Raw genomic sequence first — 15,358 nt, forward strand, 5'->3', positions numbered from 1 at the left:
GGAGTCCGCCGTGCCCGCCGCCCCCGACTATCCGTCCGCCCCCGATCTCGTCGCCCCCAAGCGCGCCCTGCTGTCGGTCTCCGACAAGACCGGCCTCGTCGAGGCCGCCCGGGTGCTGCACGCCGCCGGCGTCGAGCTGGTCTCGACCGGCGGCACCAAGGCCGCGATCGCCGCGGCCGGGATCCCGGTCAAGGACGTCTCGGACCTGACGGGCTTTCCCGAGATGATGGACGGCCGGGTCAAGACCCTGCACCCGGTGGTGCACGGCGGCCTGCTGGGCGTCCGCGACGCGCCCGAACATGCGCAGGCGATGGCCGACCACGGCATCGGCGGCATCGATATCCTGTACGTGAACCTCTATCCGTTCGAGGCGACGGTGGCGAAGGGCGGGTCCTACGCCGAGTGCGTCGAGAACATCGACATCGGCGGCCCGGCCATGATSCGCTCGGCGGCCAAGAACCACGGCTATGTCGCCGTCTGCACCGACCCGGCCGACCTGGCCGAAGTGCTGGAAGCCCTGAAGGCTGGCGGGACCACCCTGGCCCTGCGCCAGCAGCTCGCGGCCCGCGCCTATGCCCGCACGGCGGCCTATGACGCGGCGATCTCGGCCTGGTTCGCCCAGGCTCTCGGCCAGGACTTCCCGGCCCGCAAGGCCATCGCCGGCGAGCTGCGCCAGACCATGCGCTACGGCGAGAACCCGCACCAGAAGGCGGCCTTCTACGCCTTCCCCAGCCCGCGTGTCGGCGTGGCCACGGCCACCCAGCTGCAGGGCAAGGAGCTCAGCTACAACAACATCAACGACACCGACGCGGCCTTCGAGCTGATCGCCGAGTTCGACCCGGCGGCCGGTCCGGCCGTGGCGATCATCAAGCACGCCAATCCGTGCGGCGTGGCGGTCGGCGGCAGCCAGCGCGAGGCCTATGAGCGGGCCCTGGCCTGCGACCCGACCTCGGCCTTCGGCGGCATCGTGGCCGTGAACTCGCGCCTGACCCGCGAAGCAGCCGAAGCCATGGTCGAGATCTTCACCGAGGTGGTCATCGCCCCCGAGGCCGACGACGACGCCGTCGCGGTGTTCGCGGCCAAGAAGAACCTGCGCCTGCTGGTCACCGGCGGCCTGCCCGACCCGCTGTCGACCGGCGACACGTTCAAGAGCGTGGCCGGCGGTTTCCTGGTTCAGTCGCGCGACGACGCCCGGATCAAGGCCTCGGACCTGAAGATCGTCACCCAGCGCCAGCCGACGGAAGACGAGATCCGCGACATGCTGTTCGCCTTCACGGTCGGCAAGCACGTCAAGTCCAACGCCATCGTCTACGCCCGCGCCGGCCAGACCCTGGGCGTCGGGGCCGGCCAGATGAACCGCAAGGATTCGGCCCGGATCGCTGCCCTTCGGGCAGCTGATTTTGGTTTGGACCTCCGTGGATGCGCCTGCGCCTCGGAAGCCTTCTTCCCGTTCGCCGACGGCCTGATCCAGGCGGCCGAGGCGGGGGCGACGGCGATCATCCAGCCGGGCGGCTCGATGCGCGACCCGGAAGTGATCGCGGCGGCCGACAAGCTTGGCCTCACAATGGCCTTCACCGGCGTGCGAGTATTCCGCCACTAGCACACGTTCGGGAGGACACATGGACAGCGCCGCCTGGGGCCAGCAGGTCGCCCGACACTCCCGGGTCTTCAAGCCGGCGGGCCTGGGGCCCTTCCCGGTGGCGCTGATCCTGCACGGTTGCGGCGGCAAGACGCCGTTCCTCGAGGACTACGCCCGCGCCGCCGTCCAGGCCGGCTGGGCGGCCGTGGTCGTCGATTCGCTGAAGCCGCGCGGCCTGTCGACCCTGGACGGCAAGCTCCTGGTCTGCACGGGCATGACGCTAGGCGGCCTGAAGCGCTCGGCCGACGTCTTCGCCATGACCCATTGGCTGGAAGGCCAGGCCTGGGCGGATCCGAAGCGGGTCTTCCTGGCCGGCTGGAGCCATGGCGGCTGGACGATCATGGACGGCTACGCGGTCGGGGTGAACGCCGCGCGGGCCACCGGCCTGATCGACGCCGACCCGGTCAAGCTGCGCGAGCGGGTCAAGGGCGCGCTGCTGGTCTATCCCTATGCCGGCTATCCCTCGCTGACCTCGGCCCGCGGCTGGGGCCAGTGGGGACCGCGCGTCTGGTCGGTGCTGGGCGGCAAGGACCAGGTGGTCGGCTGGAAGGCGCCGGCCAAGGCGCTGGACCGGCTGGTCCGTGATGGCCTGCCGGTCGACCGTGTGTTCTACGCCGACGCCACCCATGCCTTCGACGACGACAAGGCCAATGACCCTCGGGCGCGCTATCGGCCCGACCTGTTCCAGGAGGTGCGAACCTATTTCACCGGCGCGCTGCGCAGCTGCCTCTAGGCGATGACGGGCTCGAGCTTGGGCCGGCGGATCGGCGTCGGGCCGCGATAGAGCCGGCGCCAGACCCACTCCAGCGGGCCCATCTCGAACCGGTCCATCCACCAGCGCGACCACAGGATCTGCGCGACCCAGATCGCCACGACGATCGCCGCCAGGCCCGGCCGGTCGACCTTGCCATGCAGCTCCAGGCCCCGGCCGCCGTAGAAGATCACGGTCATGATCAGCGACTGGCTCAGATAGTTGGTGAAGGCCATCTGGCCGACCGGCGCCAGGACCTTCGGAATCGCGCTCCAGGCCTTGGACCGCGCCGCGAAGACCATCAGGGCGACATAGGCCAGCGTCGTCAGCGGGGCCAGCATCCACTGCAGGCCCAGGCTAACCAGGCCCAGCGCGCGGGGCAGGCCGAGCGCGACCTGGGCGACGAACAGGCCGCCGATCAGGACCGAGGCGGAAAGACCGACGACGAGCAGGCGGCGGTACAGGCGATCCGAGGCCTCGCCGGTCAGGACCCCGGCCTTGAAGCAGCCCAGGCCGATCAGCATCAGGCTGGAGGTCATCACGAAGATGATCGGCTCGGCCGTCAGGAAGCCCAGGCGATCCTTGACGTTCTGGACCAGCGACTGAACGAAGGTCCCGCCGTACTGGGCCTCGGCGGCCTTGCCCTTGGCGACTTCCTTGGCCGCCTCCAGCACGGCCTGGGCGGGCTCGTGCGGCATGAAGGCGGCGATGCTCATGCCGACCAGCATCACCACGGTGAAGATCATCCAGATCGTCGCCCCGGTGCGGATCAGCCGTCGCGGCGTCCAGGAGCGGGCCAGCAGCACCGCGAAGCCGGCCAGGGCGTAGCTCAGCAGCACATCGCCGAACCAGACCGCGAAGCCATGCAGCAGGCCGAAGACCACCATCCAGGACAGGCGCTTGCGCAGGATCGCGCCGCGCTCCAGGTCCGATCGCTCGCCGCCGACCAGGAAGATCGAGACGCCGAACAGCATGGCGAACAGGGTCACGAACTTGCGCTGGAACAGCCACTGGGTGACGACCCAGACGCCCAGGGTGGCCGGCCCCGTCCCGTGCGGCCAGTTCGCGGCCGACTCCGAGATCGGCGGCGGCACGGCGAAGTCCGGCGCGTTGCACAGCAGGATGCCCAGCACGCCGAGCCCCCGCAGCGAGTCCAGCAGAACGATCCGGTCCTTGGTCATGGAGCTTCCCCTCGAAGGAAGAGCCTGCCCTGTTCCGCCTCAGCCGACAACCGGGGCGCGACGCGGGGCGCTCACGAGCACCAGGGCGCCCAGCGCCATGAACGCCGCGGAGACCACGACCGCGATCCGCTGGTCGCCGGCCAGCCGGGTGCCGACCGCGATCACCAGCGGGGCCATGAAGGCCGTGGCCTTGCCCGACAGGGCGTAGAGCCCGAACCACCGCCCGGTCTCGCCCGCCGGGGCCAGCTCGGCCATCCAGGCGCGCAGGGACGACTGGGCGGGCCCGAAGGTCAGGCCGACGAACAGGCTGAAGAACAGGAACATTCGCTCGGGCGTGCTGGAAAACAGCGCCCCGCCGGCCTGGGCGGGCGCGACCGGGATCAGGAAGAAGATCGTATCCTTGCCGACCAGGCCCACGCCCGCCGCGCCGAACAGGATCACGCCGGTGGCGATCAGCACGGTCGACTTCGAGCCGATCTTCTGGTCGATCCGACCACCGATGAAGGTCCCGATCCCGGCAGCCACCGACAACAAAATGGCGTAGAGGCCAAGCTGCGTCGTCGTCCAGCCGAACAGGCCCGCGGCCAGCACGCCACCGAACGCGATGAAGCTGGAAATGCCGTCGCCCAACAGCATCCGGCCGATCAGGAACTTCAGCATGTGCGGACGGCTGGGCAGACTACGGATTGTCTCCCACAGCTCGGCCAGCGGCTTGGTCCCGCCCGCCGCCGGGGGCTGGGGCGCCGTCAGCATCAGCGGCCAGGCGAACAGCATGAACCAGATCGCCACCATGGGACCGACGATCCGGTCGGGCTCGTGCAGCGCCTTCGACAGGCCCAGCATCGGGACCTTGGGCAGCGAAAAGCAGAAGAGAACGATGAACAGAGAGATCAGCGCCCCAACATAGGCCAGAGCCCAGGCCGTCCCCGACAGGCGTCCCACCTGCCCCGGCTTGGCGACCACCGGCAGCAGGGCGTTCATCACCGTCACGCTCAGCTCGGCCGCGACGCCGGCGACGACCAGGCAGGCCAGGATCAGCGGGATGCGCGAGACCTCGCCCGGCGCGGCCCACCACAGGGCGGCGCTGGCGATCACGAACGGGAAGCCCAGACCGATCAACCAGGCCCTGGGATTGCGACGCGCGTCGACGCTGGCGCCCACCATCGGCGACAGGATGGCGATGGCCAGGCCCGAGATCGCGCCGGCATAGCCGAGCAAGCTCTGCCCCCGGGCGGCGTCGCCGACAAAGCCGGCGGCGAAATAGGGCGTGAAGATGAAGGTCGCGATCAGCGCCCAATAGGGCTGTTGCGCCCATTCATAGGCGGCCCAAGCCACGCGTCGACGATCGCCCTGGTCCATCTCTACGCTCCCTACCGCCTCCCCCTCGTAAGGGAGAGGCGGCGAAGGAGCCAGCCAAACATCAAGCGGCGGTGGACAGCTCTCGCAGCGCCGCGTTGGCGATGGTCAGCTTGGCGAAGGTCCAGCCGCCGCCGGCCTGTTCGATGTCCTCGATCGTCCGTTTGACCGCCCGAGGACGATCACCGCGCAGCGCGGCCCACGAAGCGATGGCGGATTTGGCCGCGCCCTCGTCCTCGCCCGCCTGGGCGTTGGCGGCGAACTTGAGGACCGCTTGAGTGATCGTGGTCTGCTCGGTCAGCATGTCCTCGATCAGGCGGCGCACCGCCAGCCGCTCGAAACTGTCGCCGCCGACGAACGAGCCGGCCGCGCCGCGCAGACGGTCGAAGCCGAAGGCGGCGCCGACCTGATGATAAAGGCGGGCGACGTTCTCGACGCTCCAGCTGGAGGCGTTGGCCAGATCGACAAGGTCGGCGGCCGTGGTCAGAGGCTGCAGAGCCGCCACGGCCTGGGCCAGGCTTTCCGGCGCGCCATCGGCGACATAGGCCTTCGTGCGCTTGGCGACCGCCTTCTGCTCGAACGGCGACAGGATGGCCGGGGCCAGGGCTCGCAGCGCGGCCACGGACGGACCGTAGGCGTCGACCAGCGCCTTGACCGTCGACCGGTCGCGCACGGCGCGGCGGGCCAGCCAGAAGCTGAGGCTGCGCAGGGCGTAGGCCAGCGCCTTGTAGAGCGCGGTCTGGCCGTTGGCCGAGGCCTTGTTGTCCAGCGAGGCGACCTGGTCCCACAGCCCATCGACGCCGAGGATCTCGCGAGCGGCCGTGAAGCCGACCACCGCCGCGCCGACATCGGCCCCGGCGGCGGCCTTCAGGCGGCTGACAAAGGTCGGGCCGCACATGTTGACCATCTGATTGCCGACCACCGTGGCGATGATCTCGCGCTTCAGCCGGTGCTTCTGCATGGCGTCGGCATAGCGGTCGAGCGCCTTGGGGAAGTAGCCGCGCAAGGTGGCCTCGAACCAGGGATCGTCCGGCGCCTGGCTGGCGACGATCTCGTCGAACAAATCGAGCTTGCCATAGGCCAGCAGCACCGCCAGTTCGGGACGGCTCAGGCCTTTGCCGGCCGCTTTGCGCTCAAGCAGCGTCGTATTGGTCGGCAGGCCCTCGACGCGACGGTCCAGGCGGCCGCGCTGCTCGAGATCGACCATGTAGCGGATCTGGGCGTCGACCTCGGAAGCGGCGTCGCTCTCCAGCAGGGTCAGGGCCAGGGTCTGGTCGTAATTGTGCTCCAGCACGTGGTGGCCGACATCGTTGGTCATCGAGGCCAGCAGCGTGTTCCGGTCCGGACGGGTGAGTTCGCCCGACCGCTCCAGAATGCCGGTCAGGATCTTGATATTGACCTCGTGGTCGGAGCTGTCGACGCCGGCCGAATTGTCGATGGCGTCGGTATTGATGTGGCCGCCCGCCTGCGCGAACTCGATGCGACCGGCCTGGGTCAGGCCCAGATTGGCGCCCTCGCCCACCACCTTGACCCGCAGGTCCGAGCCATTGATGCGGATGGCGTCGTTGGCCTTGTCGCCGGCGTCGGCGTTGGTCTCGCCCCTGGCTTTCACATAGGTGCCGATGCCGCCGAGATAGAGCAGCTCGGCCTTGGATTTCAGGATCGCGGTCATCAGCTCGGCGGGCGAGACCGCCTCGGCCTTGATCTCGAACAGATCGCGGACTTCCTTCGACAGTGGGATGTTCTTCAGGCTGCGGGCGAAGACGCCGCCCCCCTGCGAGATCTTCGCCTTGTCGTAGTCGTCCCAGGACGAGCGCGGCAGCTTGAACATCCGGTCGCGCTCTTCCCACGACACCGCCACGTCCGGGTTCGGATCGAGGAAGATGTGGCGGTGGTCGAAGGCGGCCAGCAGCTTGGTCTGCTTGGACAGCAGCATGCCGTTGCCGAACACGTCGCCCGACATGTCGCCGACGCCGACCACGGTGAACGGCTCGGTCTGGATGTCCTTGCCCAGTTCGCGGAAGTGGCGCTTGACCGCCTCCCAGGCGCCGCGGGCGGTGATGCCCATGACCTTGTGATCGTAGCCGACCGAGCCGCCCGAGGCGAAGGCGTCGCCCAGCCAGAAGCCGTAGTCCTCGGCCACGCCATTGGCGATGTCGGAGAAGGTCGCCGTGCCCTTGTCGGCGGCGACGACCAGATACGGATCCTCGCCGTCATGGACGACGACCGAGGCCGGCGGCACGACGTTGTTGTCGGGATCGATGTTGTCGGTCAGGTCCAACAGACCCGACAGGAAGGTCTTGTAGGCGCGGATCGCTTCGGTCTGGATCGCGTCGCGGTCGCCGCCGCGCGGCAGCTGCTTCGGATAGAAGCCGCCCTTCGAACCGACCGGCACGATCACGGCGTTCTTGACCTGCTGGGCCTTCACCAGGCCAAGCACTTCCGTACGGAAGTCGTCGCGGCGGTCCGACCAGCGCAGGCCGCCCCGGGCGACCGGGCCGAAGCGCAAATGCACGCCCTCGACATGCGGAGCCGAGACGTAGATCTCGCGGTACGGCTTGGGAGCCGGCAGGTCTTCGAGTTCACGCGAGGCGATCTTGAAGCTGATGTACGGCTTGGGGCCGCCGTCGGCGGCCGGCTGATAGAAGTTGGTGCGCTGGATCGCGCCGACCAGGGCCGCTAGGCGACGCAGGACGCGGTCGGAGTCCAGGCTTTCCACGGCCTGCAGGGCTTCGACGATCTTGGCTTCGACGGCCTTGGCCTGGTCCTCGCGAGCCTTGAGGTCGGCCTTCACTGCCGGGTCGAACTTGGTCTGGAAGAGATCCAGGATCAGGCGGGCGACGCCAGGATGATCCGACAGGGCCTGCTCCTGCACGCCCTGGCTGGGATCCAGGCCCGACTGCTGGCGATAGCGGGCCAGGGCGCGGATTAGGGCCGCCTCTCGCCAGCCGATGCCCAGCTCCAGCACCAGGCGGTTGAAGCCGTCGCTCTCGGCGCGGCCCGTCCAGATGGCGACGAAGGCAGCCTCGAAGGCCTGCTTCACGTCGTCGAACACCAAGTGCTCGCCAGCTTCGTCGCGCAGGACGAACTCGTGGATCCAGATCGGCTGTCCGTCGGGGGAAACCTTGAAGCCATCCTCGATCAGGGCCTTCAGGCCCATGTGCTCCAGGATCGGCAGTACGTCGGCCAACGGAGCCGCCGCGCCGGGGCGATACAGCTTGAAGCGGAAGGTCACCGCGCTGTCGTCCGGGCGGCGGAAGGCGCGGACGCGAACGGCCTCGCCTTCGGTCAGGTCGTCGATGACCTGGATGTCGGCCAGGGCCTCGGCGGCGTCGTACTGGTCGCGATAGCCGGGCGGGAACGCGCCGGCGTAACGGGCCAGCAGGTGGGCGACGCGTCCCGTCGAGCCTTCGCGAATCGCGGCCTCGAAGCGGTCGTCCCAAGTGCGGGCGGTCTCGGCGATGGCGGCCTCGACGGCGGCCAGGTCCGGCTCGGCGTGATCGCCCGGCGTCACGCCCAGGATGTAGTGCACGCGCGCCAGCGGCGCGTCGGAGAAGCTGGGATAGTAAGCCGAGACCCGGCCCCGGAACGCCTCGGCCAGGATCGCCCCGGCCCGGGCGCGGACGCCGGAATCGTAGCGGTCGCGCGGCACGAACAGCAGCACCGAGATGAAGCGGTCGAACGGATCGCGGCGAGGAAACAGCTTCACGCGCGGCCGGTCGTAGAGGTGCAGCACGCCCATGGCCGTCGACAGCAGCTGGGCCTCGTCGGCTTGGAACAGCTCGTCGCGCGGCCAGGTCTCGAGGATGTTGCGCAGGCGCTTGCCGTTGTGGCTTTCGGGATCCTTGCCGGCGCGATCCAGGACGTGAGCCACCTTGCGGCGGACCAGCGGCACGGTGTGGGCGGGCGTCTCGTAGGCCTCGGCGGTGAACAGGCCCACGAAGCGGACCTCGCCCGCGGCCTTGCCATCGGCGCCGTAGCGGCGGACGCCGACATAATCCATGTAGCCGCGGCGGTGGACGCGCGAGCGCAGGTTCGACTTGGCCACCACGATCGGGTCGCCGATGTCGATATGGGTGCGGATCTGGGCCGACAGGATGGCGGGCTCGCTGCCCCGACGCAGCACGGTGCGGGCCTGGTCGCGCAGCACGCCGAGGCTGCCCTCGGGCTGGTACAGCGGCTCCTCTGCCGCGTAGCCGCCGTCGGCGGTGCGGGGATATTCGTAGACGCGTGCGCCCAGGAACACGAAATGGTCGCCTTCCAGCCAGTCGAGGAACGCCAGATCCTCGGCTTTCTCCTCGGCCGACACCGGCGTATCGGCGCTCTTCAGCTCGTCGATCGTGCGGCGCATCAAGGCGCGCATGGCGTCGAAGTCCTGGACCGCCAGGCCGACGTCGGAGAGCGCCTCGCGGACGCCCTGGACCAGGGCCGCCTCGCGGTCCTCGCCGACGGGGGCCAGCCAGACCTGGATCATGGACCGGCGGACGCCGCCGCAGTCGGCGACGGGGTGGAACATGGCCCGGACCGAGAAGCCGGCTTCGGTCACCTCGCCCATGATGCTGTCGACCAAGAACGGACGATCGGGCTGGACGATCTCGAGCAGGTCGGAGGGGGTTTCGCCGCCTTCGGCGCGGCGGATGCGAATGGCCGGCTCGGACAGATCCTTGGCGCTCTCGCCGAACCGCCAGAAATCGGCCAGGGCCCGGGCCACGTCGGCGATGTCCAGACCAGGCAGTTCCTCGGCCGACCAATCGTCTTGCGCCTGGGCGACGAAGCCGCGGGCGGCGGGCGAAAGCGCCTCGACGGAGGAACTCAAGGCCTGGGCGAAGGCGGCTACGAGCGGGCCGATCGGAGCCTCAGCGGACTTGAGGTCATTTTTTTCACCGATCATGGGATTTCCTCGCGAATTTTTGGCCGCAACCTAGCCCTTTTAGGCGTCACTTCAACCGCTACGTCGGAATCGGAAAGAATTCGTGCTGCTTTCGCCCTGTCCGTGAGAAACGGAAGCGCCGCCGGCTGGGGGGAAGCCGGCGGCGCAGGCCCGCTGGGGGGAGCGGGCGTTTTCCGCTTCGATGGCGGCGGTCTTGCCGGCCGCGATCGGCGGGGTGTCCGGGTGGGGGGAGCCGGACAAGGAATAGATAGGGACCGAGGCTCGGAGTTTAAGAGGCGCGCTCATTTCTTTCGCGCCCCTATCTCTTTCGCGCCGGAGAGTCGTCGGGCGCGGGTCCATGACCATTGCCTGACAAGATCCGCTCGCCCTGCGGGTCGCCATCCTCGGACAGCAGAATGGCGATCCAGCGCGAGCCCTCGAACTGGGCCAGGACCAGCATCGTGGCCACGGTCAGGGGCGTGGACAGGAACATGCCCGGCACCCCCCAGAGCGCGCCCCATAACGCCAGAGATAACAGCACCACCGTCGGGTCCATGTTCAGGCTGTCGCCCTGCATTCGCGGATAGATCACGTTGCCGACCACGAAGAAGATCGACTGCAGGGCGGCGAACAGAATGATGGCCGGCCAGAGGCTGTCGGGGAACTGGATCAAGGCGAACAGCGGCGGCAGGAAACAGCCGATGGCCCCGCCCAGGATCGGGATATAGGCGGCCAGGAAGATCAGGAACGCCCAGAAGAAGGCGTTGTCCAACCGCACCAGCATCATCACCACCCAGGCGGCGACGGCGATCATCAGGCCGGTCACGGTCTGGATCCACAGATATTGCTCCACCCCGTCGCGGATGCGCTGGAACAGCTTCATGTTCTGGTCGCGCTCGGGATGATGCGGAAAGAGTGCGACGATCTTGCGCGCGAAGCCCTTCCGCGAGGCCAGGATGAAGCCGAGATAGATCAGCACCAGCACCGCGCTGGTGGCGAAGCTGTTGAAGGACTGCGCCACGTCCCCGACGTAGCGCTGCGGATTCCACTGCTTGATGAGGTCGCCGATGGTGGGCGCGACCGTCAACTCCAGCCCCGGCGCCAGTCTGGCCACGATCGGCGCGAACTTGGCGATCAGGGCGTTGAGGCTCGCCACGTATTCCGAGGAGTGGTCGAAGAACTCCTTGCCGTTGTCGACGACGATCCAGATCGAGACGCCGAACAGCAGCAGGGACAGCACCACCGCGGTCGGCAGGGCCAGCGGCTTGGGGAACTTCGGCGCCCGGGCCGTCAGGACGCGCGAGAAGCTGTCGATCATCACGGCCAGGAACAGCGCCAGGGCCAGGGGCGTGAGGATGTCCTGCATCCACTTCAGCGTCACCCCGCCGGCGATGACGGCCAGGAACACCACCGCGTTGCGCGTGGTGACGGAAGGCGGGGCGGGCGCGGGCATTTGTAAAATATCTCCGGAAACTGGAGCGACATTGCCCGTCCCGATTGGCGCGGCGCAAGGCCCCGGTTAGGGTCGAACGACCATCCAAGGAGTTTGTGCCCCATGCCGCTGTCGATTGGCGAGAACGAGATCCTGGTCGGACTCGGCGAAGGGCCTGTGACCCAACGGCTGGATCGGTCCAACCGCCATGGCGTGGTCGCCGGCGCGACCGGCACGGGCAAGACCGTCACCTTGCAGATCATGGCCCAGGCGTTCTCCGACGCCGGCGTGCCGGTGTTCGCCGCCGACGTGAAGGGCGACCTCTCGGGCGTGGCCATGCCTGGGGCGCCGAACGAGAAGATGATGGCGCGCGCCGAAGCCATGGAACTGACCCTGTCGCCGGCCGCGCCGCCGGTGATGTTCTGGGACCTGTTCGGCCTGAAGGGCCACCCGATCCGCACCACTATCTCCGAGATGGGCCCGCTGCTGCTGTCGCGCCTGCTGGAGCTGAACGATGTGCAGGAAGGCGTGCTGAACATCGTCTTCCACGTCGCAGATCAGGACGGCCTGTTGTTGCTGGACCTCAAGGACCTGCAGGCCGCCTTGAAATACGTGGCCGACCACGCCGACGAGATCGGCACCCAGTACGGCAACGTCTCGGCCGCGACGGTCGGGGCGATCCAGCGCAAGCTGCTGACCCTGCAGACCCAGGGCGCCGAGCACTTCTTCGGCGAGCCGGCCCTGGACCTGTCGGACCTGATGCGCACCGACGCGGCGGGGCGCGGCTACGTGAACCTGCTGGCCGCCGACCGGCTGGTCCAATCGCCCAAGCTCTATTCGACGTTCCTGTTGTGGTTGCTGTCGGAGCTGTTCGAGGTGCTGCCCGAGGTGGGCGATCCGGAAAAGCCGAAGCTGGTCTTCTTCTTCGACGAAGCTCACCTGCTGTTCAACGACGCGCCCAAGCCTCTGCTCGAGAAGATCGAGCAGGTCGTGCGCCTGATCCGTTCCAAGGGCGTCGGGGTTTATTTCGTCACCCAGAACCCCGCGGACATCCCCGACGCGGTGCTGGGCCAGTTGGGCGCTCGGGTGCAGCACGCCCTGCGCGCCTATACCCCCGCCGATCAGAAGGGCCTGAAGGCCGCCGCCCAGTCGTTCCGGGTCAATCCGAACTTCGACACCGCCGAGACCATCCAGGCCTTGGGCGTCGGGGAAGCCCTGGTCTCGACCCTTGACGAGCGCGGCGCGCCCAAGGTCGTGCAGAAGACCCTGATCCGCCCGCCGGCCTCGCGCCTAGGCCCGATCACGCCGGAGGAGCGCGCCGCCCTGCAGGCCAAGAGTCCGGTCGCCGGGGTCTACGACCAGACCCAGGATCGCGATTCCGCCTATGAAATCCTGCAGGGTCGCGCCCAGCAGGCCCTGCGCCAAGCGGACGCGGCGCGCGAGGAGGCCGAAGAGGACAAGCGCCAAGCCGCCGAGGCCAAGATCCGCGAACGGGAGGACGCCCGCGAGGTCCGCGCCAGCCGGCCCCGCGCCTCGAGCCGGCAATCGGTGGCCGAAGCCTTCGCCGTCACCTTGGTGCGCACCGTGGCGTCTCAGGCTGGACGGGAGCTGATGCGCGGCCTATTGGGCGGCCTCACCCGTCGGCGGCGCTGACGCCGGGCTTGCGGGACGGCGCGCGCTTCTTTTTCGGCGCCTGAGGCTCGCGGTCCGCCAGCAGGGCCGAAACCATCTCGGCCAACTGGGTCACCTGGAACGGCTTGCGCAGCACCGGCCAGGGCAGATCGGCGGGCGCGACGTCCATCCGATCGCCGGCATAGCCGGTGGTCAACAGCACCGCCATGTCCGGGCGGTTGGCCGAAACCGAGCGCGCCAGGTCCACCCCGCTGATCCCGCCAGGCATGACGATGTCGGACATCAGCAGGTCGAAGGCCACGCCCTCCTCCAGCGCTTCCAGAGCCGAGGCCCCGTTCTCGGCGGTGGTCACGTCGCAGCCGAGATCGCGCAACAGACCGTCGGCGATCTCGCGCACGGCCGCGTCGTCCTCGACCAGCAGCACCCGAACGCCTTTCAGCCGGTCCCGGGACGGCGGCGCGGCCATTGCCGGGGCCGGCGCGGCAAGCTCGCCGGTGGCGGGCAGGTAAAGGCCGACCGTTGTGCCCCGCCCCTCGACACTGTCGATGCTGACCCCACCACCGCACTGGCGCAGGAAGCCGTAGACCTGGGCCAGGCCCAGGCCCGTGCCCTTGCCGACCTCCTTGGTCGTGAAGAACGGTTCGAACACCCGAGCCAGAACCTCGGGCGGCATGCCCGTGCCGGTGTCACTGACCGCCACCCTGACGTAGTCGCCGGGCGCGGCGTCGGCGACCTGACCCTCGGTCAGGGTCACCGGTTCGACCTCGATCGTGATCGCGCCGCCGGTCGAGGTGGCGTCGGCGGCGTTGACCACCAGGTTCAGCAACGCCGCCTCCAACTGGGCGGCGTCGACCCGTGAACCAACCGGTCTGGCGTCGCGCCGGATCGTCAGGGCCATGGCCTCGCCGACGGCCCGCCGCAGCAGCGGCTCGGCCTGGTCCAGAAGCGCGCCGACGTCGACGACCTCCAGCTTGAGCTCCTGATTGCGCGAGAAGGCCAGCAGTTGCCGGGTCAGCCGCTCGCCCCGCTGGCCCGCCGCCAGGGCCGCTCCGGCCAGCCGCGTGACACGCGCCGTATCGTCCGGCCGACGCAGGATCATATCCAAACCGCCGACGATGACGGTCAGCAGATTGTTAAAGTCGTGCGCCACGCCGCCGGTCAAACGGCCCACCGTCTCGAGGCGCTGCGCCTGAGCCAGCGCCGCCTGCGCCTGAGCGGTCTCGGCCATGCTGGCCTTCAGGGCCGCGGTGCGCTCGGCGACCCGATCCTCGAGATCCTTGCGCGCCTCGACCGTCTCGGTGAAGTCGAAGCAGCTGCCGATATAGCCGCGATAGACCCCCGCCTCGTCGAAGCGCGGCGCGCCGACGCTGTTGATCCACCGCCAGGCTCCGTCGGCGCGACGCAGCCGAAAAGCGACGTTGAACGGCTCGCGCTTCTCGACGGCCGCATCGGCCGCATCGAGGCTGGCCAGTCGATCCTCGGGATGCACGCCGCTGAACCAGCCGTCACCCAGCTCCTCCGCGAGAGTCCTTCCTCGGAAGTTCAGCCAGGCCTGGTTGAACCAGTCGGCCCGCCCCCGAGCGGTCGTCGCCCAGATCATCACCGGAGCCGAATTGGCCATGCCCCGGAACAACTCCTCGCTGCTGCGCAGGGCGGCGGCCGCGCGACGTTCCTGGGTCACGTCCCGAAAGGTCACCGCCAGATCGCGGCCCAGGCGGACGCCACTGGACCGGACCCACCGCTCCTCGCCGTCGATCACTCGCCGCACGTCGATATCGTCCGGGCCGCCCGAAGCAAGCAGGCGATTCATCCGCTCGACCATCTCGCGACCGGTCTCGTCGGGGAAGACGTCCAGCACGCGACGGCCCAGCAGGGTGGAGGTTCCCGCGGGCCGCATCGAGTCGGCCTTGGGATTGGCGTAGGTCCAGCGGAAGTCGATCACCTGGCCGGCTTCGCGCACCGGCTCCAGAATGACGAAGGCGTCCAGCGACGCCTCTTGGGCCGAGCGGAATCGCTGCTCGGCGGCCAGACCGGCGCGCACGGCGATGCGCAGCGCCTCGACCAGTACGACGATCAGACCGCCGCAGAGCACGAACATGGCCAGTTGCACGGCCTCGCGCGTGTGCAGCGTCCAGCCGCCGTCGGCCGACATCCAGAACCGCCACGCGATCGTCGCGCTGAGCCCCAGAGCCAGGAATCCCGGACCCAGACCTCCAACCATCGCCGCGATCAGAACGGCGACGAAGAACGTGGGGAAATTGGAGGGGACGTCGGTGACGAGGACGGCGGCGATCCGCGCCGCCAGGGCCACCAGGACCGCAAGCATTGCGAAGCCGTAGCGCAGTTCGCGCCGGTCGGCTGCTGTCACGAACCTGATAGCTGTCCGTCCCAGCACGCGCGATATCCTCAATGACACGCCACGAGCTTTAGGGCTCTGCGTGGCCTACGCCGAACGCATCATGGAACACCAACTTCCTGGCGCCGCCAACGTCCGATC

Annotated in this window: 8 protein-coding genes; 3 read left to right on the forward strand and 5 right to left on the reverse strand. The window is 68.9% G+C overall.

The genetic code is table 11. The features are described 5' to 3' along the window. Positions 1-10: 10 nt before the first annotated feature. Together purH and AC1DSO_RS09335 are read left to right on the forward strand one after the other, a co-directional pair. Entirely contained in the window at positions 11-1,600 is a 1,590-nt protein-coding gene (gene purH, locus AC1DSO_RS09330) for a bifunctional phosphoribosylaminoimidazolecarboxamide formyltransferase/IMP cyclohydrolase (protein WP_477068606.1), read from the forward strand. Between the two features lie 19 nt (positions 1,601-1,619). Next, entirely contained in the window at positions 1,620-2,372 is a 753-nt protein-coding gene (locus tag AC1DSO_RS09335) for a dienelactone hydrolase family protein (RefSeq protein ID WP_477068555.1), read from the forward strand. On the opposite strand, the gene AC1DSO_RS09340 is transcribed toward AC1DSO_RS09335, so the two are convergent. The 4 genes from AC1DSO_RS09340 to AC1DSO_RS09355 form a co-directional block, all read right to left on the reverse strand. Then, positions 2,369-3,571: a DUF418 domain-containing protein gene (locus AC1DSO_RS09340; RefSeq protein WP_477068556.1), complete on the reverse strand. Its 1,203-nt coding sequence runs from the start codon at positions 3,569-3,571 to the stop codon at positions 2,369-2,371. The two genes, AC1DSO_RS09335 and AC1DSO_RS09340, sit on opposite strands and share 4 nt — an antisense overlap. A 39-nt stretch (positions 3,572-3,610) precedes the next feature. Continuing rightward, positions 3,611-4,930, reverse strand: coding sequence for an MFS transporter (locus AC1DSO_RS09345; protein ID WP_477068557.1), 1,320 nt, complete (start codon positions 4,928-4,930; stop codon positions 3,611-3,613). Between the two features lie 61 nt (positions 4,931-4,991). After that, the gene (locus AC1DSO_RS09350; protein WP_477068558.1) at positions 4,992-9,818 is read right to left on the reverse strand and encodes an NAD-glutamate dehydrogenase; all 4,827 of its coding nucleotides are present in this window, start codon (positions 9,816-9,818) and stop codon (positions 4,992-4,994) included. Positions 9,819-10,116: 298 nt separating this feature from the next. Beyond that, positions 10,117-11,250: an AI-2E family transporter gene (locus AC1DSO_RS09355; protein ID WP_477068559.1), complete on the reverse strand. Its 1,134-nt coding sequence runs from the start codon at positions 11,248-11,250 to the stop codon at positions 10,117-10,119. A gap of 102 nt (positions 11,251-11,352) precedes the next feature. Between AC1DSO_RS09355 and AC1DSO_RS09360 the strand changes: the two genes are divergently transcribed. After that, positions 11,353-12,882 carry a helicase HerA-like C-terminal domain-containing protein gene (locus AC1DSO_RS09360; RefSeq protein ID WP_477068560.1) on the forward strand — a complete coding sequence of 510 codons (1,530 nt, stop codon included), beginning with the start codon at positions 11,353-11,355 and terminating at the stop codon, positions 12,880-12,882. Here the strand turns inward: AC1DSO_RS09360 and AC1DSO_RS09365 are convergent. Further along, entirely contained in the window at positions 12,863-15,229 is a 2,367-nt protein-coding gene (locus AC1DSO_RS09365) for an ATP-binding protein (protein WP_477068561.1), read from the reverse strand. The two genes, AC1DSO_RS09360 and AC1DSO_RS09365, sit on opposite strands and share 20 nt — an antisense overlap. Positions 15,230-15,358 lie beyond the last annotated feature (129 nt).

The sequence above is a fragment of the Caulobacter sp. P4_E5 genome (assembly GCF_056401555.1).